Source organism: Arthrobacter sp. ASL1 (genome assembly GCF_056680475.1).
In genome coordinates, this window is record NZ_CM155284.1 from 382,067 (window position 1) to 401,808 (window position 19,742).

The following is a 19,742-nucleotide window of genomic DNA, read 5'->3' on the forward strand; positions in this document are numbered from 1 at the left end:
ATGACGACCACTCCATTCTATTCGAATCTATGTTCTAAGCAAGATCAGATTAGGAAGTCTGTACGACACTTTGGGATCTGGGCAGAAAAACAGGCAGCTGACCGGGCACGATGCATGCGCATGACTCCGGCCACCCTTGGTCTGCGATGGCAGGAAACACACTTCCCCGTCCCCGAACCGAAGTTATCCACATTCCAGCGGATCCCTGTTCTGGCCATCGGCGCCTCGTTAGCGTCGAGACATGGGAAAACGCATAGCCGCCGGCCTCGTCTCACTCGCACTGCTTCCGCTGGTCCTCACCACAGCCTGCACGACTGCACCACAACCACCAGAGACCACCGCTTCCTCGGACACCCAAAAAGCGAAAGCCGCTGAGGCCGAATCCATCGCCCCGCGCAGTACCGAGAAGATCAAGCCTGTCTGGACCAAGAAGCTGGAACCCATCGGACAACCCGTGCTGCAAGACGGCGTTGCCCTGGTCATCACCGGCGGGGGCCAGCTCATGGAACTGGTGGCCCTGAACGTCAAGAACGGCAAGGAACTGTGGCGCAAGGACTACCACCCGGGCTACGTTAGCGCCGGCATCGTCAATGGCCCGGCTGTCACCGAAGACAACAAGGGGCACGTCCGTGCCGTCTTCCTCCAGCGTGGGCATATTCCCGATGAGGACTACGGGACCTACAACTGGACGGTTCCCGTCGCCGTCGACCTGAAGACAGGCAAGGAGGTTTACCGCGGAAAGAGCCCGGAACTTGCCACCTCCCGACCCGACGAATGCGACGATGGAACCGATCTCTGCTACCGGCGGTGGCGGCTTTCCGGCGACATCACGGAACTCGTGCACGTCGATCTGGTCACCGGACAGGTCAAGCACGGCAAGGAAGCAAGCCCGCTCGGCGAGCAGGCCCAGCCAATCGGATCCGGTGGCCTCGTGGTGAGAGGGGGCGATCCGCAACGGCTTGCACGCGCCGACAAGGGCAAGATCCTCTGGCAGAAGAACATGACTTCAGTCTTCGGGGCGGGCGTCAGCACCGGCTGGGGTTGGTCGTTCGACTACCTGGAGAAGAAGAACCTCTTCATTGGTGCCGTGGGCATTCGCCCACGCCCCGACTTGAGCGACGAGGACTTCGATGAGCTCGACTCCTACAACATCGATGCAACGGACCAGGTGCTGGTCGGGATCCAGGCGACGACCGGAAAGGTCCTGTGGAAGGCAGGAGGCGCCCATCCGTGGTGCCGCTCCCATATGGGTACATCGGGAACCCGCTTCCACGACGGGAAGGCGTACCCGGTCCGATGCGAATTCCTCTCGGGAAGCGTGCATGTCCCCGGCAAGAACACTTACCGCGAGGGCAAAGCCCGGCTCGTCGGGTACGACCCGCTCACAGGAAAAGCCGCCTGGAAGTCCAAAACCGTGAAGCTGGCCCAGACCGACGAACTCCTCAGGCCAACGGCCGGACGAGGAGATTATGTCCTCACTGGCACGTCGGTCGGCAACGTCGTCATCGACGCCTCCAGCGGCGATTCCCGGAAGGCCGCAGCTGGCGAAACGTTCTTCTGCTCCAGCAGGGTCCACTACAACCTGCCGATCGATCGCGACGAGGAATCGCCGTCCACAGGGGCTGGAGGGAAGATCCTGTCATCCTGCACTGCCAACGGCAAACAGGCCAAAGGCTACACAGTGGGAGCGGTCATCGACGTCGACAACACGGATCAGGGCATCACCCTGGTCGCGGAAGAAGGACGCCTCGTGGGCTTCAAACTGCCCAGCGGCCAGAAGTCGTGACGCGACTTCGCCGGCGGTCCCCGGAATCGGTGCCCCGTCGGCGATAGACCGGTTCGCCGCGCTCAGGAAGCGGCCTGGTTGACGCGCACCATGTTCCCCGACGGATCGCGGAAAGCGCAGTCACGGGGACCCCACGGCTGGTCGATCGGTTCTTGGAGTACCTCGGCGCCCGTGGCCCGAACGCGCTCGAAGAGGGCATCGACGTCGTCCGTGGTGAAAACGGTCATGGGGAGCACACCCTTGGCGAGCAGTTCCTGCATGGCGTTGCCGTCCTGCTCGGAGCGCCCGGCATGCGGGTTGGACAGGACGATTTCCGCGCTCGGTTGTGAGTCGGATCCGAGGGTGACCCACCGGTGCCCGCCGCCGGCGACGTCGTTGAGGACCGCAAGGCCGAGGGCGTCACGGTAGAACGGGATGGCTTCGTCCACGTCGTGGACGGTGACGTGGCAGTACTTGAGTGAAATGTTCATGCCACCAAGATTAGGCTTCGGCGGCCGGGCGCACTTCTCGAATCCTGCTCGGTTTGACCGACGACGGCCGGGCGTTGATCCGGGCGATGCAGCCGGGCATCGCCTCGATGGCCGCATGGTCCCTCGCCCGGTACTGCGTCGGGGTCTCACCGGCGATCTGAGTGAAGCTCGAGCTGAACGACCCCAGCGACGTACAGCCCACGGCCATGCAGGCATCGGTGACGCTCACCCCGCCGCGCAGCAGTGCCATGGCCCGTTCGATGCGGCGGGTCATGAGGTAGGCGTAGGGCGTCTCACCGTAGGCGGCCTTGAACCGCCGGGAGAAGTGGGCCGGCGACATCAGGGCCCGGGATGCCATGGTCGGCACGTCCAGGGGGCTGGCGAAGTCGCGGTCGATCAGGTCCCGGGCACGACGCAGGTGCGTGAATTCCTCCAGCTCGTGGGCGTCCATGGCAGCCGGCTACTCCGCGAGGAGCCCGGAGAGGGGCTCGGTCAGCTCGGGGCCGTCGTTCCTGACGTTGCCCACGGCCGAGGCCACCTCGCGCAGGGTCCAATGCCCCGCGACGGCATAGGCCTCGGCGCGGATCTGTTCGACGAGGGCGCCGGCTTCCTTGTCGCCGGGGTTCAACCACTCGGCCAACGACGCGCGGTCGAGAGGGATGGGCAGCCGGTCGTGCAGGTGGTGCAGGCCGTCGAGCACCTCGGACTCCCCCGTGGGCTCGGGTGAGGCCATCGTGAGGATGCTGCAGCTGAGCAGCCAGCGTCCGGCGTCGTCCTCTGCCTTGGAGCCGTCCTTCCACCATTCGTAGATGCCGGCGAAGTAGATCAGGGAGTCATCTTCCGGGTGCACGAAGAACGGGCGTTTGGTGCCGGTCTTGCCGGTTCCGGTCTTCTTCCATTCGTAGTATCCCTCCGCAGGGACGGCGCATCGGCGGGCCTTGACGGCCGAGCGGAAGGTGGGTTTTTCCAGGACGGTTTCGCTGCGGGCGTTGAAGGCCCGTACGCCGACTGACGGGTCCTTGGCCCAGATCGGCACCAAGCCCCACTTGGCCACGTGGATCTGCCGGGCCACTTCGTCATCGACGAGCCGCTCCAGCACGACCGGGACGTCCGTGGTCGGGGCGACGTTCCAGGATTGGCGTAGTTCCAGGGCCGCATCGGCCTCCGCTTCCGCGTCGGCCACCAGGTCACCGATGGCCCGCGCCATCACATATCTGCCACACATGGAATAAGGGTCTCACAGCGCTGGTTGTGCTGGATATGACTGATCTGAAGACCGCTGAATACGTCCCTGAAGCCGGTGCCGTCACCATGTTCACGACCTCCTGGTGCGGCTATTGCCGGAACCTGAAGAAGGCCATGGATGCCGATGGCATCACCTATCGCGAGGTCAACATCGAAGACGTGGAGGGTACCGCCGAGATCGTCGAATCGGTCAACGGCGGCAACCAGACGGTGCCGACGCTGCTTTTCGCGGATGGCTCGGCCGTAACGAATCCCCGTATTGAGCAGGTCCGCGAGCGTCTCTGACGGCTCTATGACAGGATGAAAGGTGCCCGCGGCTATGCCGCACGGGCACCTTTTTCTTTACCGAAACGGGCCGTGATCGGCGGCCGAGAGGATGGAAACCACATGCCACAGAAGGTCAAGGCCGTCGTCGTCAAGGCCAAGGACGCGCCGGTCGAAATCGAGACGATCGTCATCCCCGATGCCGGCCCGGGCGAGGCTGTCGTGGACATCCTGACGTGCGGGGTCTGCCACACCGACCTGCACTACAAGCTCGGCGGCATCGGCGATGAATACCCCTACCTGCTCGGCCACGAGGCCACCGGCGTCGTCAGCCAGATCGGCGAAGGCGTCTCCAACGTCGCCGTCGGAGACCGGGTGGTGCTCAACTGGCGCGCTGTCTGCGGCGAGTGCCGTGCCTGCGCCAAGGGCCAGCCGCAGTACTGCTTCGATACGGCCAATGCCACCCAGAAGATGACGCTCGAGGACGGCACGGAGCTGTCCCCGGCTCTGGGCATCGGTGCCTTTGCGGAGAAGACGCTGGTTGCCGCCGGCCAGTGCACCAAGGTCGACGAGGACGTCGACGCGGCAGCCGTGGGCCTGCTGGGCTGCGGCATCATGGCCGGCATCGGGGCTGCCATCAACACCGGGGAGGTCAAGCGCGGTGAATCCGTGGCCGTCATCGGTTGTGGCGGCGTGGGCATCGCGGCCATCGCCGGTGCCCAGCTGGCCGGGGCGACGACGATCATCGCCGTGGACATCGACCCGGCAAAGGTGGAGCTGGCCAAGAAGCTCGGAGCCACTCACGGGATCAACTCCAAGGAACAGGACCCCGTGGAGGCCATCCGCGAACTGACCGGCGGCTTCGGTGCCGACGTGGTCATCGAGGCGGTCGGCCGGCCGGAAACCTACAAGCAGGCCTTCTACGCCCGCGATCTGGCCGGACGCGTGGTGCTGGTGGGCGTGCCGACACCGGACATGCAGCTGGAATTGCCGTTGCTGGATGTGTTCGGCCGCGGCGGGTCGCTGAAGTCCTCCTGGTACGGCGATTGCCTGCCCTCGCGTGACTTCCCGATGCTGGTCGAGCAGTACAAGCTCGGGCGGCTGGACCTGGATGCGTTCGTCACCGAGCGCATCGGCCTGGGGGACGTCGAAGCGGCGTTCGACAAGATGCACGACGGCACGGTGCTGCGTTCGGTGGTGGAACTCTGATGCCCGCGCAAATCCAGAACCTGGTCACCTCCGGTACGTTCAGCCTCGACGGCGGGACCTGGGACGTGGACAACAACGTGTGGATCCTCGGCGACGAGTCCGAGGTCATCGTGATCGACCCGGCCCACAAGCCGCAGGCCATCGTCGAGGCCGTGGGCGGACGGTCGGTCAAGGCCATCCTGCTCACGCATGGCCACGACGACCACATCCGGTACGCGCGTGATTTCGCCGACGCCGTTCGTGCCCCGATCCACCTGAATCCGGAGGACCAGATGCTCTGGGAGGACGTCTTCCCGGGGACGACGCCGGATGCCGAGATCCATGACGGGGACACGTTCGAGATCGCCGGGACGACGCTCCGGGCCCTCCACACCCCGGGCCACTCCCCCGGTTCAACCTGTTTCCACGCACAGGAACACAGCACGTTGTTCTCCGGCGACACGTTGTTCAAGGGTGGCCCGGGTGCCACCGGCCGCAGCTATTCGAGCTTCGAGACGATCATCGACTCGATCCGCGACCGGCTGTTCGTGCTGCCGCTGGACACGGTGGTGAACACCGGCCACGGGGAGTCCACGAGCATCGGGGCTGAGGCCCCGCACCTGCAGGAATGGATCGACAGGGGCGAATAGCCGATACCGGCTGACCGCCCGGCAGGTCGACAGTGGTGGTGGCGGGTCCTTCGGGGTCCGCCACCACCATTTTCAGTGGTGCTCCGGGTGCCGGGCTGTGGAGAGCCCCATGCTGTACGACAAGCGTTCGGGGTCCTCCGACTCGACATGCGTCAGGATCCAGCCGGCGCGCGCGAACTGCCGGTCATTCCGCCGCATGGACTCCTGCGCAGTCATCCCGTCGCCGATCTCGCACATCAGGCACCCGCCTTGCCTCGGGCCAGGTCGAGCACTCCGGACGGCCGAAGTGCACTTGACCGGGCCGTGGGCGCCGGGACGACCTGCAGGACACCGATGATCCCCTCATAGCGCACGATCGCCTGCGTGAGTTCGATGCTGTAGGCATAGCGCCGCAAGAGCAGTTCCCGGCCGCCGGGGCCCGTGGTGGTTCCCGGATGCAGCCGCGCCGGCCATTCCGAGAGCCGGCCCACCAGCGCATGGAGGATTCCGTGTGCTTCCGCATAGGCCATCTCGCGGATGATCAGCTCGGGCTGGTCCAGTCCGGTCAACCCGACCGTGTAGGCGACCGGGATCCCGCGCCGACCGATCGCATGTTCAATGAACCATTCCCCCGGCGGCGGTGCCGCTCCCGGTTCCAGCCCCCGGGCCATGGTGCTGCAGGTGGTGCACATGATGCCTCCTCGTCGGCATCGGCCACCCCGTCGGGGCCGTTGCCATGCACACCAGCATCGACACCGTGGCGTCCATCGGATCGTGCGAGTGCGCGGCTGTGCACAACGCCCGGCGGAGGGGGCCTGTGGGGGTGCAGTGGGCCCGGGGCCGGTCTACGGCCGTCCGACGACCCCGTGGTCGAGCAGTTCGGTGTGCCGGGCGTAGGCCGCCAGCAGGGCACGTTCCACATCGGCCACCGTGACGCCCGGGACCAGGTCCTCGGCGGACCCGGCGGTCGAGGGGTCCAACGGCAACGCCATGTCCCGGTAGACCGCCTCGAGCACGCGGCGCAGCGGGGTGGAATCCTCCACGACGAAGACACTGGCGAACAACCAGGCACCGGCGACGACCCGCTGGGCGGTGCCGACGAGCTTCACCGGGGACGTCGCCACCGACGATGGGCCGGGTGTGCCGTGGACGCTGAACTCCCCCGGGCAGTATTCGCCGGGGATCTCCCCGACTGCGGCGTCAATGCCCAGCGAGCCAAGGGCTTTGGCATACAGCTCCCCCAGGACCCGGAAGCGTTCCTGGTGGCCACTCATGGCCTGTCCGGCGGGCTCGACGTGGTCGACGATCAGCGTGCCGCGGTGGTAGGCCGCGGCCCGGCCGCCGGCCTTGCGCACCACCGGCGCAAAGCCGAGTTCACGTGCGGAGGAGGTGGCGGCGTCGTACCCGGGAAGGCGGATGTCACGTTGGCCGAACGCCACCGTCGGTTCCGGCCTGTAGAGGCGCAAGGTGGCCCCGCCACCGCCGTCGCGGACGCGTTCGAGCAGGCGGATGCCCTCGAGCAGGTCCTCCCCGGGGTCACCGGTGGGCCCGGAACGCCAGACGGTCAGCGGCTGATCTGTTGCGGGGTTCCAGGCACTCATGCCCTCGATTCTAGATGTGGGCATGCCGCGCGGAATAATGGGGGCCGTGCCTGAACGAACCATGACGCTCATCCTCCTCGGCGGCTCCTCCGGTTCCGGGAAGTCCTACCTCGCCGAGCGGTACGGTCGACCCCACATCGAACTGGACAACTTCTACCGTGAACTCGCCGAGGACTCCCCCGCCACGCCGCTGCCGCGCACCGGGTACGGCGAGGTCGATTGGGACCACCCGGGCACCTGGAACTGCGACGCCGCCGCCGACGCCGTGCTGGCCCTGCTGCGCACCGGGGCCATGCAGGTCCCCGACTACTCGATCTCCACCTCGAGCTACTCGGGCCACAAGAGCGTGCAGCTCGCCGGCGGCCCGGCCGTCGCGGAGGGGATCTTCGTGGACGAGATCCGCGCCCCGTTGCTGGCGGCCGGCCTGGACGTGCGCGCCTACTACATCGACGTCTCCCCGATCACGACGGCGGTGCGCCGGTTCGTGCGCGATGTCAGGGAACGCCGCAAGCCGGTCCCGTTCCTGCTGCGCCGCGGCTGGGCGCTCTACCGCGCCGAGGGCCAGCTGCGCCGGCGGTACATCGACGCCGGGTTCGTCCCGACGCCGAAGGCCAGGATCCGCGGACTGCTCGCGGCGGCCTGACTGTTCCCCTCAGTTTCTGCCCCGCACCTTTACGTATCGGTACTCCCGATTTCGGCTCATCACAGCCTCGGAGTCCCCCATCCCAATTTGAGCCACTTTGGGATTGTAAATCGTCATGGATCAATTGCATTTGTATTCATCAGTAGCATGAGAAAAACGAATCTAGCTGGGGGCCGGAATGACAGAGAGTATTCATGCTGAACTGATCACTTTTTCAAAGACGCTGAAACCTTGGCAGCGGGACGCCCTTCGGCGACATACAACTACGTCAGTGCTCTCAAGCACGGACATCGTCGAGCTGACTGACATTGCCTACGAAACCAATCTCAAAGGCGAGAGCGCGCTCAATGAACGCACAAGCCAAGAGACGACATTTAACAACCCAGACATAGTGCCCTTTTCGGAAATACATGTACCGAGCAGTTCTGCAGCTGCTCCCCCGGTCACGGTATCCAAAGTTCGACATATCCAAGGCGTCAACCGCCTGCGACCCGGTGCCGATCTGATGGTGAATCCCAGTGGCCTGAATATTGTGTTCGGCTTGAACGGTGTAGGAAAGAGCGGGTACACACGCATACTCAAAAGCTGTTGTCATGCCAAGGCAAAAGACCCCATCAAGGGCGATGTCTACCAATCTACAAAGCTAGAGTCTCAAGCCAAGATTTGGTATCGAGTTGGCGGATCGGAACTCGATCATGAGTGGAATCCGCAGGAGGCCAGCAACAATAACGATTTGTCGCGTGTCGCAGTTTACGACAGCCAAACCGCATCCGTCCATGTGGGCAAGAATCCGACGGAATTGTCCTTTACGCCCGCTGGCTTGGAACTCATTACGAGCCTAGTAAGCACCTATGAGGCGGTATCTGAGGATGCAAAGAGAAGAATTGCCGCTCTCAACGGGCAGACGATTCCCACTATTTGTCTTGATGCAGTGACGACTGCCGTTCGAGGCGCTTTGGATAGACTTGGCACAACTGGAGGGGTGCAAGCGGTCACTCTTCTGGGTGCCTTAACAGACGAAGAAAAGCAGGAACTCGCGACGCTCCCGGGCGAAATTGCAAATCTTAGAAACAACAGTAAAACGTCACGGGAACGTCAAGCCCGACTTGAAAACACAAATTACCGAAATCAGGGTCGCCGAATTCGAGTTCTCTCTGAAATGGTCACTCCCGAGCAGGTGAGAGTTCTCAGTGCTAGTTGGTCGCGCCTACGAGATATTGAGATCGAACAGGCCGTGGAATTTCCCAATGACTTTGCTACCGAACCTGTTCCTGGCGTCCTAAGCCCGCGATGGAAGTCGATGTGGAGCGCCGTAAAGGACTTCGCTAACAACGAGGCGGGCCTTGGCCCTGGGTTTCCCGATGACGATAGCCAATATTGCCCCCTCTGCCATCAGACCCTTAGCCCAGAGGCTCACGAGCGATTTCGCCGATTCAAAGATGCAATGGCAAAGGATCTTAGCGCTGAGAAGCAGCGTTTAACTGAACAAGCAACCGCTATGGTCGCGGGTATTCGAGCAGCCGTATCTGAAGACAACATAAACGCCGACATGCTGTTGCTCTTGGAGACCGATCATCCCAACAAAATCTCAAGATTCCGCGGGAACGTGACCTTGGTCAGAGATCTGATTGGAACTTCTCCCACGGGAATACCCGAATCTGGAGCGCTTTTAGAGAATTTGACCGCTCCGTTTGAGGCTGGTGACGTTGCCCCGGCTGGGATGACCGATAAGACTTCCATTGCTGAGCAGATGGTTGAGGTTGCCGCCATCTGTGCTGCCATCGCAGACTCTTTTGAAAAGACTACTCAGTCCATCCAGGCTGAATCTGAAGACGGGTCAGAAATATCCAACAAAGTGGCGCGGCAGCAGGAACTGGACGAGAGGTCAAGGGTTTTCGCCTCAGTTGCAGGCCTCCAAGATCATCACAATAGACTTGTTTACATCCGCGTCTTGAACAAGGTCCTGACTGAGACAGCCACTCGGAAACTCTCCGAAAAGTCCCGTTCCCTAACATCAAGTTATGTTGAGCGAATTGCAGGTGACTTTTATGACAATCTCCGCATGATAGAGAACCTGTCAGAGAACGCGCCTGCGAGCGAGGCGCGTCTACGCGTCAAGATGATTCCGTCCGTCAGGAAGGGCATCACCAATATTGCTTTCACGATAGACGGGGCAACCGATGCCAATGAAAAAGCGAATGGGGTACTTAGCGAAGGAGAATTGCGGGCAGTTTCCGTCGCAGCCTTTCTCGCAGACGTCAGCAGCAGCGACGATGGTTCAGCAATAATATTCGATGACCCGATGAACAGCCTTGACCATGATTTCCAGACCAGGATCGCAATCCGACTGGCCGAAGAGGCTCATCACAGACAGGTCATCGTTTTCACCCACAACATGTCTTTCGTTGGTGCACTTTGGCACGAAGGCGTAGAGAAAGATACTCGGCGTCAAATTCAGGCCAAAGTTGCCAACCCATCAAAAGTGGAAGCTACCTATATCGAAATTACCCGACACCCAGAGATGGGAGCGGGGATTCAAGTCGCTGGAACTGGGACTCCAACCCAAGGGTTCAAGAACCTACTTGCCAAAATAGAACATGAAGTCGTACCGGTCGCGCGCAAACACCACAAGGGTCCTGAAGAGGATCTAAGGGCGTACGCCGATGACTGTGTAAACTTCGCGACCAACATGCGAAATGCATGGGAACTTGCCATAGAGGAAATAATGATAGGTGGAGTTGTCGCACGTAATCAGCCGGCTGTCCGAACTGGCATGCTTTCCAATCTCGTGGCAGTCACGCAAGAAGATGTGGCTGCGGTGGATGATGGCATGGACGTGAACTCTTACTACGTGCATTCCACGGCAGCAGGTAATCAAACTTCACTCCCAACCCCGACGGATATGGCAGACAGATTACAAAATGCGCGCGATTGGTTGAAAGGTTTCAACAAACGTAAGGCCGCTCAGAATACGTAGGGCTGTCGGCCGCACGGTGTTGCGGGTCGCAAGCGATACTTTCGAATCCACTCAAATTACGTATATCCGACGGAGAACTACTCCGGGATTCGCTAGCTCTCGTCTCGGAAGTTGACGGAAGAAATGGCCAGGCTCTGTCCAACATAGAGCTTGTAAAAAGTCCTATCGCTTCAGCATTTCTACGGGCCTACCGGTTGGGCATCGGGCGCACCGTGAGGATCTGCTCGCTGCGCCCGAAGGGGCCCTCGACGTCGTGCAGCACGGCGGAGGTCAGGCCGATGCCGTCGGTTCCATAGGTCTGCTGCGAGGAGATCCCCAGCCATTCGCCGGTGGGGCGACGATGCATGTGGATCTGCAGGTCCACGTTGGGGAACATCCAGGACTCGGGGCCGGGGGCCACGCGTGGTGCCACCCCGTTGGCGGTGTCGACCATGCCCAGCAGGCGGACCATGTCACCGGAGGACTCGCCGTCGACCATGGCGTTCGGGTTGCGCATCCACACCATGCCGCGGCCCAGGCGCAGGCCCGGTTCGACACGGAATTCGAGCTGCTCGATGTAGCCGCCGGGCCACATGTCCATGCCGTCCCACGCGGGCAGGTCCTCCGGGTGGGTCACGATCGGGTCCTCGAGGCCCGCGACGGCGGTGGAGTCGTGGGTCTTCAGCCGCCAGGCACGGCCGACGACGGCGGTGCGGCCCTGGCACACCATCTCGGCCTCAATGAGTTCGATCGTCTTTCCGGGCCTGACCATGCGCGTGGTGATCTCGAGGTCGCCGCCATGGATGACGCCGAGGATGTCCAGGCTGACTCGGGCCATGCGCATGTCCTCGCGCGGCTGGAATTTCTCGAGCTCGTGGGCCAGCAGGCCGGTGGCCGGGGCCATGTGCTGCTCGTGGGCATTCCACGCGCCCTGGGTGTGGATGGTGGAGCGGTACTTGCCCCCGCCCAGGGGAACGTAGAAAGAGGAGGGACGCGAGCCGTCCGGGAGCTGCTCGAGGTGGTCTGCGGAGGCCTCGGGGGCTGCCCCGTTTCCGGTGGAGGTTGCGGTCATGGATCCATCCTTTCAGCACGGCGCCGGTGGTCGCCGGATTTTCCAGACTATCGGCAATCCGGCCGGCCCCCGCACCGGTACTACCGCCCGCGGGGGCGACCGAGGCTCAGGTGCCGCAGAAGGTCCGGTAGGGGCCGAAGTCCTCGGGCGGACCCGCGGCGTAGCGCTCCAGGCCGGGACGTTCGCGGTACGGGTCGGTGACCGCTTCGAGCAGCTCCATGAACGGGTCCATGTCCCCGGCCGTTGCGGCCGACAGTGCCTCCTCCACCAGGTGGTTGCGCGGGACGTAGGCGGGGTTTGCCCGGTCCATCGCCTCCGCGTCCGGGCCCAGGGGCAGCCAGGTGCCGGCCCAGGCATCGTATGCCGCGGCGTCAGCGAACATGCTGCGCACGGGTTCGCTGTCTCCGCGCGCCGCCGCACCGAGGCACCGGAAGAAGGACGTGTAATCGACGCCGTGCTGTTGCAGCAGGGCGATGACACCGTCCACGACGGCCGTGGCCGCATCGTCCTCGCCGTCGGCCGGAGCCAACCCCAACTTCCCGCGCATCCCGGCGGACCACGCGGCACTGTACTGGTCGCGGAAGGTCCGCAGGGAGCCCATGGCTACCTCGACGGCCTGGTCCTCGTCGTCGTGCAGCAGCGGCAGCAGGGCTTCGGCCAGCCTCGCCAGGTTCCACTCGGCGATGACCGGCTGGTTGCGGTAGGCATACCGACCCTCGGCGTCGATCGAGCTGTAGAGCGCTGCGGGGTCGAAGTCGTCCATGAACGCGCAGGGCCCGTAGTCGATCGTTTCACCGGAGATGGTCATATTGTCCGTGTTCATGACGCCGTGGACGAAGCCGACCAGCATCCATTGGGCGACCAACCGTGCCTGGGCTGCAACGACGGCGTCGAACAGGGCCACATAGGGGTGTCCGGCCGCTGCGGCGTCCGGGTGCAGCCGCTCGATGGCGTGGTCGGCCAGGCGGCGCAGCAGATCCTCGTCGCCCATCGCCCGGGCATACTGGAAGGAACCCACCCGCAGATGGCTGGCCGCCACCCTCGCCAGGACCGCGCCCGGCAGCATCTCGTCGCGCCGGACCATGCCGCCGGTGGCCAGCACGGCGAGGGACCGGGTGGTGGGTACGCCCAGGGCGTGCATGGCCTCGCTGACGAGGTATTCGCGCAGCATGGGTCCGACTGCGGCCTTGCCGTCGCCACCGCGGGCAAAGGGTGTACGGCCGGAGCCCTTGAGGTGCAGGTCGTGCAGGGTGCCGCCCGGGCCCGCCAGTTCCCCCAACAGCAGGGCCCGGCCATCCCCCAGCCGTGGCGAGTAGGAACCGAACTGGTGCCCGGCATACCCCTGCGCTACGGGCGTAGCCCCGTCGGGCAGGGTCGTGCCCGCCAGCAATCCGATGCCCTCTGGACTGCGCAAGAAGTCCGGGTCCAAACCCAGCTCGGACACCAGTGGCGCGTTCAACACCAGCAATCGCGGGTCCACGGGCGGCTCGGCCTGCCAGGCAATGGAAAGTTCGGGAAGGTCATGGGCAAAGTGGCCGCCAAGTACGGCCGTTCCCTGGAGTGCAGCGCTCATCCTTCGACCATACGCCGGGCCCGCTCCGGGTGTCGTCTCCGCGGGCGGTAGACTGCCCGGATGCAACGACCCGGCTCGGACCCGTTTCGCGCCAGACGGCGATTCGCGCTGGTGGTTGCCGCCGTCGTGGTGGTTCCGGTGGGGCTGGCCGCCCGCTTCCTGATCGGCGGGTGGATCGGCGACGCCGCAGGCGGTGCCCTGTATTCGGTCCTGGTGTACATGGTGGTGGCGTTCGTTGCTCCGCGCTGGCGTCCCCGAACGGTGGCGGTGGTGGCATTGGCCATCAGCTGTCTCGTTGAGGTGCTGCAGTTGACACCTGTCCCCCGCGAACTCGCGGAGGCCTTCCCACCAGCCCGCCTGGTGTTGGGGAGAACGTTCGTGATCTGGGACTTGCTGGGATATGCGGCCGGAAGCGCAATGGCACTCGCCCTAGACCGGCTCACCCTGTGGCCCGCTGTCCTCGCAAGTGGGAGCCGACGCGATCGAGCCTCGGACGACCCCGACGACGGAGCACTCGCCCCAGTGGACCGGTAACGAACGAAGCCGGACACCGCTCCGCAATTGTGTGTACCTGGCGAACCAAGGGGACGTCGTCGGATCAACGCGGCAATCTGGTGGCGCTTGTGGCCGATGCCGGGAGCTCGAATTTCTCCTGTGGCACACGGCCGTCTCCCCGCCGCGACTGCGGTCGTGCTCACGGCGACCGGTTATGACCGCGGCGGCAGTAGTGCCCTCATCGGCGAACCGCCGACGCCCTTGTTGGACTCGCTCCGGCGTTCGTCGCATGCAGCGACGCAAATTCATGCGGCCGTCAACCAGGCAACGACCACATCTCCGATCATCGCGCGGAGATGGTTGCGGCGCTCAGGAGCCAGCAGGTCGCGGTCAAACAGGTAGCCAAAAGTGTGCTGATTGGCGACCTGGAAGAAGCAGTACGAGCTGATCAGCAGGTGCACATCGAGAGCATCGACATCTGCCCGCAAGGTCCCATCGGCTCGTCCACGTTCCAGCGCCGTCTCGAGCACATCCACGGCAGGCTGGTTCAGCGTGCGCAGGCCATCGAGGCGCTTGATGAACTCACCGTGGTGGATGTTCTCGATCGATACGAGTCGGATGAACGCACTGTGGTTCAGGTGGTGATCGTAAGTAAGCTCTGCGATCTGGCGAAGCGCCTCGATCGGGGGCAGGTCACCGGCATGGATAGACTGCTCCGTCTCGCGGATGCCGCGATAGGCGTTCTCGAGCACCGCAAGGTACAGCTGCTCCTTGCCGCCGAAGTAGTAGTAGATCATCCGCTTCGTCGTCTGAGTGCGCTCGGCGATTTCATCGACCCGAGTGCCCGCGTAACCGGACTCGGCGAAAGCCTCGGTGGCGACTTCGAGCAGCTCTGCGCGCGTCCGCTCGGCGTCGCGCTTTCGTGCGACCGGCAGGGCCACGCTGTCAGTCATTGCTTCTCCTCTCCTCTGGCTTGCCGGATGATCCTCTATACACACATCATGCCCCACCCTCGAGTACTCGCCGCGGATTCACCACCATCAGCTGCCGGAGGGTGGCATCGTCGGCACCTGCAGCCCGCAGCCGGGGCAGGACGTTCTCGAACAGGTGGGACATCTTCCAATCGGGGGTTTGTGCGGACCGCCACGACGGCGGAGTCATGCGGCTGAACACCGCGGCGTCGTGCGACAGCACGATCCGGTCAGCGTAACCGGCATCGAGCAGCTTGAGCAGCATCCGTTCACGATCGGCATCACGGCCCACATGCTCCATGCCGAAGCGGTCGAATCCCAGATACGAGCCCCGGTCGGCGAGGCCACGCAGGTAGGAGATATCCGTGGAATCGCCGCTGTGCCCGATCACCACGCGGTCAAGTGGTACGCCCAACGCCTCCAGGGCGTCCTGCTGCGCGATGCCGCTCCTGGAGGCGGCGTGCGAGTGCGTGGTGATCGGAACCTCGGTGCTCCGGTGGGCCGCTGCTGCAGCCGCGAAGATCCGCCGAACATCGGGGGTGATCCCCGCGGCGTCCGAGGCCACCTTGATCATTCCCGCCCGCACGGAGGTGCCGGCGATCCCCTGCTGGATGTCACCGACGAACAGGTCGACGAGTGGGTCGGGGCCATCGACCACAAGCCCCGGCCCATTGAGCTTGAAGAACGCCGGGAGTACTTCCGCGGCGTAGCATCCTGTCGAGGCAATGATCTGTACCGGAACCCGGGCCGCGACCTCGGCGACCCGGCGCACATCACGGCCGAGCCCCACGACGGTCAAGTCGACCACGGTGCGCACGCCCCGCGCATGCAGGTCGGTGAGGATCTGCACCGCGTGCTCAATACAGGCCGCCTCATTCCATTCCGGATGTGGCATGTTGACATCGAGTTCGGGATCGGTGACGAAGATGTGCTCGTGGATGAGGGTCACCCCGAGCGCATCTCCGTTCACCTCTCCCGTGAACGTCGGTACCAAACGCACCATGCCCTCAGCTCACTTCGAAGTGGAGCGGATGGCCTCGTAAACCTCGAGCGAATCGCCCTTCAGATTGTTCTTGAAGTACTTTTCGGCCTTCTTGCTGAAGGCCTCGCGGTCGACATCGTCGATGACCTTCCAGTCATCGCCGGCGCGCCACTCGTCGAGGATGGCCTTTTCGTCCTCGGCGACGCAGTCCGTCACCTTGGTGACGGCTTTCTCGGTCGCTGCAGCAAGTGCCTTCTGCTGCTCGGGATTCAGCTCGTTCCACACCGGACCCATGATGACGAGGTTGGTGTTCAGCTGGTGCGAGCTCAGACTGACGTAGTCCTGTACTTCCTTCAGGTTGGACGCCACGATGTTGGTGATCGGGTTCTCCTGTCCATCGACCGTTCCCTGCTGCAGGGCAAGGTAGAGCTCCTCGTAGGCAACCTCTGTTGCCGTCGCACCGAGGGCCTTCGCATTCATGAGGAACTGCGGCGAACCAGGGAAGCGCATGCGCAGGCCTTGGAGGTCCTCGGGGGTGCGGATCGGTTTGTTTGCAGTGAACTGGCGTGCGCCGGCCGACCACGCGCCAAGCACGTGCACGCCCGATGCCTCTTCGAATCCCCCGGTGACGGTATCGGAGGCGTCGCTCGCCATGAAAGCGGCGAGGTGATCGGAGTCATCGAAGGCGAAGGCTGCGTCGAGCACGCTGATCGGCTCGTAAACCGCTCCCAGTGCCGAGGCACCCTGGATGTCGATGTCGATGTCACCGGAAGCGACCGAGGCGATACGGTCGGCGTCGCCGCCGAGTTGGCTCGACGGGAAGATCTCTATCTCGAGACCGACATCCGCCGCCGCGACCTCATCGGCGATGACTTGTGCACCACAGCGGTGCTGCGGCTGGTCCACGTTGTAGCTGTGCGCGAGCGTCAGCTTCTGGGTGGCGCCTTCGGACGGAGCATCTCCGCCGCTGGAACAGGCGACCAGCATCATTGCCGGTGCTGCGACCAAGGCGAGCCACTTTGCTCGCCGAGTGCGTCGTGCATTCATCACTTTTCTCCTCTTTCTGGTGCTGTTTTCGGTGCCTGGGTGGCGTGGTTCTCGGTCGCCTCTGTGGCGACCAGGTCATCAAGGTCGGCGAGCATCGCCCGGCGGTCGGCTCGTTTTCCGGTAAAGATCTCGAATGCATCGGCGGCCTGGTGCATGGCCATTCCGAGCCCGGACATCGTGCGGATGCCACGGGCACGGGCACCACGCAGCAGCGCGGTTTCGGCCGGACGGTACACGATGTCCGCGACCCGTATGCCGTCCGGCAGCAGCGCGACATCGAAGGGGGTACCCGGGTGCCCGGCCATCCCGACCGGTGTCGCATTCACGATCAGATCGGTGTCGCCGATCAACGCGTCGAGTTCTTCGATGCCGGCCACATGCACGGTCGCTGCGGTTGTCGCCCTGATTTTCTCGGCGAGCACTTCGGCTCGCTCGCGTTCCTGATCGATGAGGACGAGCTCCTCCACGGGCTGCTGGGCAAGCGCCGTGGCTACAGCCGACCCCGCACCGCCCGTGCCAAACAGCACCACGCGTCCAAGCCGTGCGGTTCCGAAGGCCTCTTTGATGGCAGCGCCGAAGCCGGAGACGTCGGTGTTGTGCCCGATGGTGCCGGCCTCTGAGAAGACGACCGTGTTCACGGCCCCAACCGACCTCGCGCTGTCGCTGAGTTCATCGAGCAGTGGGATGACCGCCTGCTTGACCGGATGCGTGATGTTCAGTCCGTTGAAGCCAAGTCTACGAGCCGCATTGAGAAGCGTTTGCAGGGACTCCGTGGTCGCCTCGGCGGGGCTGATGTCGATGGTGCGGTAAATGTAGTGCATCCCGTGCCGTGCGCCTTCGGCTTCGTGCATGGGTGGGCTGAGCGACGGGCCAACGCCCTGGCCGATCAGGCCGATGAGCACAGTAGGACGGCGGCTCGTAGCTGCCTTCGCTGCAGACTCGTGTGTCATAGGCCCAGCACCCCCGGCAGCCACATAACCGCTCCCGGGAAGGCGATAATGAGCGCGCAGATCACCAGCATCGGGACAAGGAACGGCAGCGATCCACGGAACACTTCACCGATACGGGTCTTGGACACCGCTGCTGTGACGAAGAGGACGGTGCCCACCGGAGGCGTGAGCAGACCGATCATGAGGGACAGGATCATGAGCACGCCAAGCATGATCGGATCGACGCCGATTTGGTTTCCGATCGGCAGGATGATCGGCACGGTCAGCACCAGGATCGCCGTCGCGTCGATCACGGTGCCCAGTATCAGCATCAGCACGGTGACGAGAATGAGGAAGACCGTCGGGCTGTCGGTGATCGCGAAGACTAGCTCGGTGAGCATCTGCGGGAGCCGCTCGCGGGCGAGAATGTACCCGAGCAGCGATGCCGACGCGACGATGATCATGATCGAGGCGGTCGTGGTCACCGTCTCGGTGAGTGCCTTGATGAAACTCTTCAGGCTCAACGACCGCTGCAAGACGCCGACGAGCGCAATGTAGGCGACGCCGACGGCCGCAGCTTCGGTCGGGGTGAAGAAGCCACCGAGGATGCCGCCGAGGATGATGACCGGGGCAAGGAGCGGCAGGATGACGCCCTGCGTCGAGGCGACGAACTCGGCACGGTCGAACCCGCCCTTCCGTACGTTGGGCATGCGCCGTACGAGCACCCAGACCACCAGGCACAGGCCGGCCGCCATGAACAGCGCGGGAATGACGGATGCGGCGAACAATGCTCCGGTCGAGACGGCGGCGAGGCCTGCGTAGATCACCGCGGGGATGCTCGGGGGCATGACCGGCGCGATGAGGGCCGAGGTCGCCGAGACACCGGTAGCGAAACGACGCCCGTAGCCGGCGCGGACCATGGCGGGAATCTGGACCTTCCCGAGTGCTGCCGCGTCGGCGACGGCGGAGCCGCTCATCCAGGAGAAGCCGACGCTGGTGCCGACGGCAACGTAACCGAGGTTGCCGCGGATGTTGGCCAGCCCGGCTTGTGCGAAGCGGAACAGGCGGTCGGCGATGCCGGCGTGGTTGGCGAGGGCCCCGAGGAAGATAAACAGGGGCACGGCGAGCAGCGGGAAGCTGCTCGCGGCGTTGGTGACGGTGCGAAGGGCCATGCCGCTCGACTGGCCTTCGAGGGCCATGTAGATCAGCGACGGCCCAAGGAAGGCGAAAGGTACCGGCACCCGCAGCAACAGCAGCAGGGCGATCGCGAGGGCGAGAAGGAGAAGGGTCATAGTGCTGTCGCCTCCGGTTGGTCGTCCTCGACATCCGCGGCCACGGGGCCGTGAAGGGCGATGTCGATGGCTGAGATGATCGAGCGGATCGCGGTGCTGGCCGTTCCAATGAGCACCGGAATGTAGACCCACGACATGGGGATGCGCAGGACGGGTGACTTCAAGCTGCCTTGTGTCTCGACCAGTGCCCACGCTGCGATGCTGAGGCCGACTCCGGTCGCAGCGACGACCAGGAGCGCGAACACCTGGATGATGCGCACCACCATGGGGCTGCGGATCGAGTCGGCGAGTTCGAGGGCGATATGCCCCCGGGTGGTGACGAGCACGCCCATCGCGGCAAAGGTCGCCCACAGCAGGGCGAAGGTTGCCAGCTCACCGGTCCACGCGAAGCTCTCGAATGTCAGGTATCGCTGCAATGCCTGGTAGAACACCAGGACAAGAATCATCATGACGGCAATGGAGCCAATCACGACCTCGATGCCGGTGATGATGCGGGCGACCCGGCGCAGCGGGCCGGACCTCTGGGCTTGTTTATCTGGAGTCACGAGACGCCTTTGTCCTCACTGTGGTCGCTTACGGAACCGAATGTACTGGTTGGT

The 19,742-nt window shown here is 63.9% G+C and carries 21 protein-coding genes; 7 read left to right on the top strand and 14 right to left on the bottom strand.

Annotation, left to right across the window (positions count from 1 at the left end):
• The first annotated feature begins 241 nt into the window (after window positions 1–241).
• Window positions 242–1,786, top strand: coding sequence for an outer membrane protein assembly factor BamB family protein (locus AC1MEQ_RS01735; protein ID WP_479793410.1), 1,545 nt, complete (start codon window positions 242–244; stop codon window positions 1,784–1,786).
• A 62-nt stretch (window positions 1,787–1,848) separates the two neighbouring features.
• Here AC1MEQ_RS01735 and AC1MEQ_RS01740 read toward each other — a convergent pair whose 3' ends face one another.
• From AC1MEQ_RS01740 to AC1MEQ_RS01750, 3 genes are read right to left on the bottom strand one after another with little or no spacing between them, the layout of a single operon-like run.
• Entirely contained in the window at window positions 1,849–2,256 is a 408-nt protein-coding gene (locus AC1MEQ_RS01740) for a VOC family protein (RefSeq protein WP_479793412.1), read from the bottom strand.
• Window positions 2,257–2,266: 10 nt separating this feature from the next.
• Complete coding sequence (locus AC1MEQ_RS01745) at window positions 2,267–2,707, bottom strand: helix-turn-helix transcriptional regulator (RefSeq protein ID WP_479793414.1); 441 nt, start codon at window positions 2,705–2,707, stop codon at window positions 2,267–2,269.
• Between the two features lie 9 nt (window positions 2,708–2,716).
• Window positions 2,717–3,481, bottom strand: coding sequence for an SOS response-associated peptidase (locus AC1MEQ_RS01750; protein WP_479793416.1), 765 nt, complete (start codon window positions 3,479–3,481; stop codon window positions 2,717–2,719).
• A gap of 35 nt (window positions 3,482–3,516) precedes the next feature.
• Here AC1MEQ_RS01750 and AC1MEQ_RS01755 point away from each other — a divergent pair, with 35 nt between their 5' ends.
• The 3 genes from AC1MEQ_RS01755 (at window position 3,517) to AC1MEQ_RS01765 (ending at window position 5,603) form a co-directional block, all read left to right on the top strand.
• Window positions 3,517–3,786 (top strand): mycoredoxin, encoded by a 270-nt coding sequence (locus AC1MEQ_RS01755; protein WP_479793418.1) that lies wholly within the window; start codon window positions 3,517–3,519, stop codon window positions 3,784–3,786.
• A gap of 102 nt (window positions 3,787–3,888) precedes the next feature.
• Window positions 3,889–4,974 (top strand): S-(hydroxymethyl)mycothiol dehydrogenase, encoded by a 1,086-nt coding sequence (locus tag AC1MEQ_RS01760; RefSeq protein WP_479793420.1) that lies wholly within the window; start codon window positions 3,889–3,891, stop codon window positions 4,972–4,974.
• The gene (locus AC1MEQ_RS01765; RefSeq protein ID WP_479793422.1) at window positions 4,974–5,603 is read left to right on the top strand and encodes an MBL fold metallo-hydrolase; all 630 of its coding nucleotides are present in this window, start codon (window positions 4,974–4,976) and stop codon (window positions 5,601–5,603) included. Before AC1MEQ_RS01760 ends, AC1MEQ_RS01765 begins: the two co-directional genes overlap by 1 nt.
• A gap of 72 nt (window positions 5,604–5,675) precedes the next feature.
• Here the strand turns inward: AC1MEQ_RS01765 and AC1MEQ_RS01770 are convergent, their stop codons facing one another.
• The 3 genes from AC1MEQ_RS01770 to AC1MEQ_RS01780 all read right to left on the bottom strand — a co-directional run bounded on the left by AC1MEQ_RS01770 (window position 5,676) and on the right by AC1MEQ_RS01780 (window position 7,183).
• Window positions 5,676–5,840: a hypothetical protein gene (locus AC1MEQ_RS01770; RefSeq protein ID WP_479793424.1), complete on the bottom strand. Its 165-nt coding sequence runs from the start codon at window positions 5,838–5,840 to the stop codon at window positions 5,676–5,678.
• A complete protein-coding gene (locus AC1MEQ_RS01775; protein ID WP_479793426.1) occupies window positions 5,840–6,274 on the bottom strand; it encodes a hypothetical protein in 435 nt (144 codons plus the stop codon). Before AC1MEQ_RS01775 ends, AC1MEQ_RS01770 begins: the two co-directional genes overlap by 1 nt.
• Window positions 6,275–6,427: 153 nt before the next feature.
• On the bottom strand, window positions 6,428–7,183 hold the full coding sequence (locus AC1MEQ_RS01780; RefSeq protein ID WP_479793428.1) for a lipoate--protein ligase family protein: 756 nt from the start codon (window positions 7,181–7,183) through the stop codon (window positions 6,428–6,430).
• 37 nt (window positions 7,184–7,220) lie between these two features.
• Between AC1MEQ_RS01780 and AC1MEQ_RS01785 the strand changes: the two genes are divergently transcribed.
• Both AC1MEQ_RS01785 and AC1MEQ_RS01790 read left to right on the top strand, forming a co-directional pair.
• The gene (locus AC1MEQ_RS01785; RefSeq protein WP_479796007.1) at window positions 7,221–7,826 is read left to right on the top strand and encodes a uridine kinase; all 606 of its coding nucleotides are present in this window, start codon (window positions 7,221–7,223) and stop codon (window positions 7,824–7,826) included.
• Between the two features lie 178 nt (window positions 7,827–8,004).
• Window positions 8,005–10,803, top strand: coding sequence for an AAA family ATPase (locus AC1MEQ_RS01790; RefSeq protein WP_479793430.1), 2,799 nt, complete (start codon window positions 8,005–8,007; stop codon window positions 10,801–10,803).
• A gap of 187 nt (window positions 10,804–10,990) precedes the next feature.
• Here the strand turns inward: AC1MEQ_RS01790 and AC1MEQ_RS01795 are convergent, their stop codons facing one another.
• Entirely contained in the window at window positions 10,991–11,854 is an 864-nt protein-coding gene (locus AC1MEQ_RS01795) for a thioesterase family protein (protein ID WP_479793432.1), read from the bottom strand.
• A 106-nt stretch (window positions 11,855–11,960) separates the two neighbouring features.
• Window positions 11,961–13,427: a protein adenylyltransferase SelO gene (locus AC1MEQ_RS01800; RefSeq protein ID WP_479793434.1), complete on the bottom strand. Its 1,467-nt coding sequence runs from the start codon at window positions 13,425–13,427 to the stop codon at window positions 11,961–11,963.
• A gap of 60 nt (window positions 13,428–13,487) precedes the next feature.
• Between AC1MEQ_RS01800 and AC1MEQ_RS01805 the strand changes: the two genes are divergently transcribed.
• Window positions 13,488–13,961, top strand: coding sequence for a ribosomal maturation YjgA family protein (locus AC1MEQ_RS01805; protein ID WP_479793436.1), 474 nt, complete (start codon window positions 13,488–13,490; stop codon window positions 13,959–13,961).
• Between the two features lie 266 nt (window positions 13,962–14,227).
• Here the strand turns inward: AC1MEQ_RS01805 and AC1MEQ_RS01810 are convergent, their stop codons facing one another.
• From AC1MEQ_RS01810 to AC1MEQ_RS01835, 6 genes are read right to left on the bottom strand one after another with little or no spacing between them, the layout of a single operon-like run.
• Entirely contained in the window at window positions 14,228–14,875 is a 648-nt protein-coding gene (locus AC1MEQ_RS01810) for a TetR/AcrR family transcriptional regulator (RefSeq protein ID WP_479793438.1), read from the bottom strand.
• Between the two features lie 46 nt (window positions 14,876–14,921).
• Window positions 14,922–15,896 carry a phosphotriesterase family protein gene (locus AC1MEQ_RS01815; protein WP_479793440.1) on the bottom strand — a complete coding sequence of 325 codons (975 nt, stop codon included), beginning with the start codon at window positions 15,894–15,896 and terminating at the stop codon, window positions 14,922–14,924.
• A gap of 9 nt (window positions 15,897–15,905) precedes the next feature.
• On the bottom strand, window positions 15,906–16,922 hold the full coding sequence (locus AC1MEQ_RS01820; RefSeq protein ID WP_479793442.1) for a DctP family TRAP transporter solute-binding subunit: 1,017 nt from the start codon (window positions 16,920–16,922) through the stop codon (window positions 15,906–15,908).
• Window positions 16,922–17,872, bottom strand: a complete 951-nt coding sequence (locus tag AC1MEQ_RS01825; RefSeq protein WP_479793444.1) for a shikimate dehydrogenase — start codon at window positions 17,870–17,872, stop codon at window positions 16,922–16,924. The genes AC1MEQ_RS01820 and AC1MEQ_RS01825 overlap by 1 nt, the downstream gene beginning before the upstream one ends.
• Complete coding sequence (locus AC1MEQ_RS01830; protein WP_479793445.1) at window positions 17,869–19,143, bottom strand: TRAP transporter large permease; 1,275 nt, start codon at window positions 19,141–19,143, stop codon at window positions 17,869–17,871. Before AC1MEQ_RS01830 ends, AC1MEQ_RS01825 begins: the two co-directional genes overlap by 4 nt.
• Window positions 19,140–19,688 (bottom strand): TRAP transporter small permease, encoded by a 549-nt coding sequence (locus AC1MEQ_RS01835; protein ID WP_479793446.1) that lies wholly within the window; start codon window positions 19,686–19,688, stop codon window positions 19,140–19,142. The genes AC1MEQ_RS01830 and AC1MEQ_RS01835 overlap by 4 nt, the downstream gene beginning before the upstream one ends.
• Between the last annotated feature and the right edge of the window lie 54 nt (window positions 19,689–19,742).

Bases quoted from the DNA above. Each gene is read 5' to 3' on its own strand.
- AC1MEQ_RS01830 (WP_479793445.1), bottom strand. From the start codon at position 19,143: ATGACCCTTCTCCTTCTCGCCCTCGCGATCGCCCTGCTGCTGTTGCTG.
- AC1MEQ_RS01770 (WP_479793424.1), bottom strand. From the start codon at position 5,840: ATGTGCGAGATCGGCGACGGGATGACTGCGCAGGAGTCCATGCGGCGG.
- AC1MEQ_RS01795 (WP_479793432.1), bottom strand. From the start codon at position 11,854: ATGACCGCAACCTCCACCGGAAACGGGGCAGCCCCCGAGGCCTCCGCA.
- AC1MEQ_RS01820 (WP_479793442.1), bottom strand. From the start codon at position 16,922: ATGAATGCACGACGCACTCGGCGAGCAAAGTGGCTCGCCTTGGTCGCA.
- AC1MEQ_RS01740 (WP_479793412.1), bottom strand. From the start codon at position 2,256: ATGAACATTTCACTCAAGTACTGCCACGTCACCGTCCACGACGTGGAC.
- AC1MEQ_RS01765 (WP_479793422.1), top strand. From the start codon at position 4,974: ATGCCCGCGCAAATCCAGAACCTGGTCACCTCCGGTACGTTCAGCCTC.
- AC1MEQ_RS01800 (WP_479793434.1), bottom strand. From the start codon at position 13,427: ATGAGCGCTGCACTCCAGGGAACGGCCGTACTTGGCGGCCACTTTGCC.
- AC1MEQ_RS01775 (WP_479793426.1), bottom strand. From the start codon at position 6,274: ATGTGCACCACCTGCAGCACCATGGCCCGGGGGCTGGAACCGGGAGCG.
- AC1MEQ_RS01750 (WP_479793416.1), bottom strand. From the start codon at position 3,481: ATGTGTGGCAGATATGTGATGGCGCGGGCCATCGGTGACCTGGTGGCC.
- AC1MEQ_RS01805 (WP_479793436.1), top strand. From the start codon at position 13,488: ATGCAACGACCCGGCTCGGACCCGTTTCGCGCCAGACGGCGATTCGCG.
- AC1MEQ_RS01790 (WP_479793430.1), top strand. From the start codon at position 8,005: ATGACAGAGAGTATTCATGCTGAACTGATCACTTTTTCAAAGACGCTG.
- AC1MEQ_RS01785 (WP_479796007.1), top strand. From the start codon at position 7,221: ATGGGGGCCGTGCCTGAACGAACCATGACGCTCATCCTCCTCGGCGGC.
- AC1MEQ_RS01815 (WP_479793440.1), bottom strand. From the start codon at position 15,896: ATGGTGCGTTTGGTACCGACGTTCACGGGAGAGGTGAACGGAGATGCG.
- AC1MEQ_RS01745 (WP_479793414.1), bottom strand. From the start codon at position 2,707: ATGGACGCCCACGAGCTGGAGGAATTCACGCACCTGCGTCGTGCCCGG.
- AC1MEQ_RS01810 (WP_479793438.1), bottom strand. From the start codon at position 14,875: ATGACTGACAGCGTGGCCCTGCCGGTCGCACGAAAGCGCGACGCCGAG.
- AC1MEQ_RS01780 (WP_479793428.1), bottom strand. From the start codon at position 7,183: ATGAGTGCCTGGAACCCCGCAACAGATCAGCCGCTGACCGTCTGGCGT.
- AC1MEQ_RS01825 (WP_479793444.1), bottom strand. From the start codon at position 17,872: ATGACACACGAGTCTGCAGCGAAGGCAGCTACGAGCCGCCGTCCTACT.
- AC1MEQ_RS01755 (WP_479793418.1), top strand. From the start codon at position 3,517: ATGACTGATCTGAAGACCGCTGAATACGTCCCTGAAGCCGGTGCCGTC.
- AC1MEQ_RS01735 (WP_479793410.1), top strand. From the start codon at position 242: ATGGGAAAACGCATAGCCGCCGGCCTCGTCTCACTCGCACTGCTTCCG.
- AC1MEQ_RS01760 (WP_479793420.1), top strand. From the start codon at position 3,889: ATGCCACAGAAGGTCAAGGCCGTCGTCGTCAAGGCCAAGGACGCGCCG.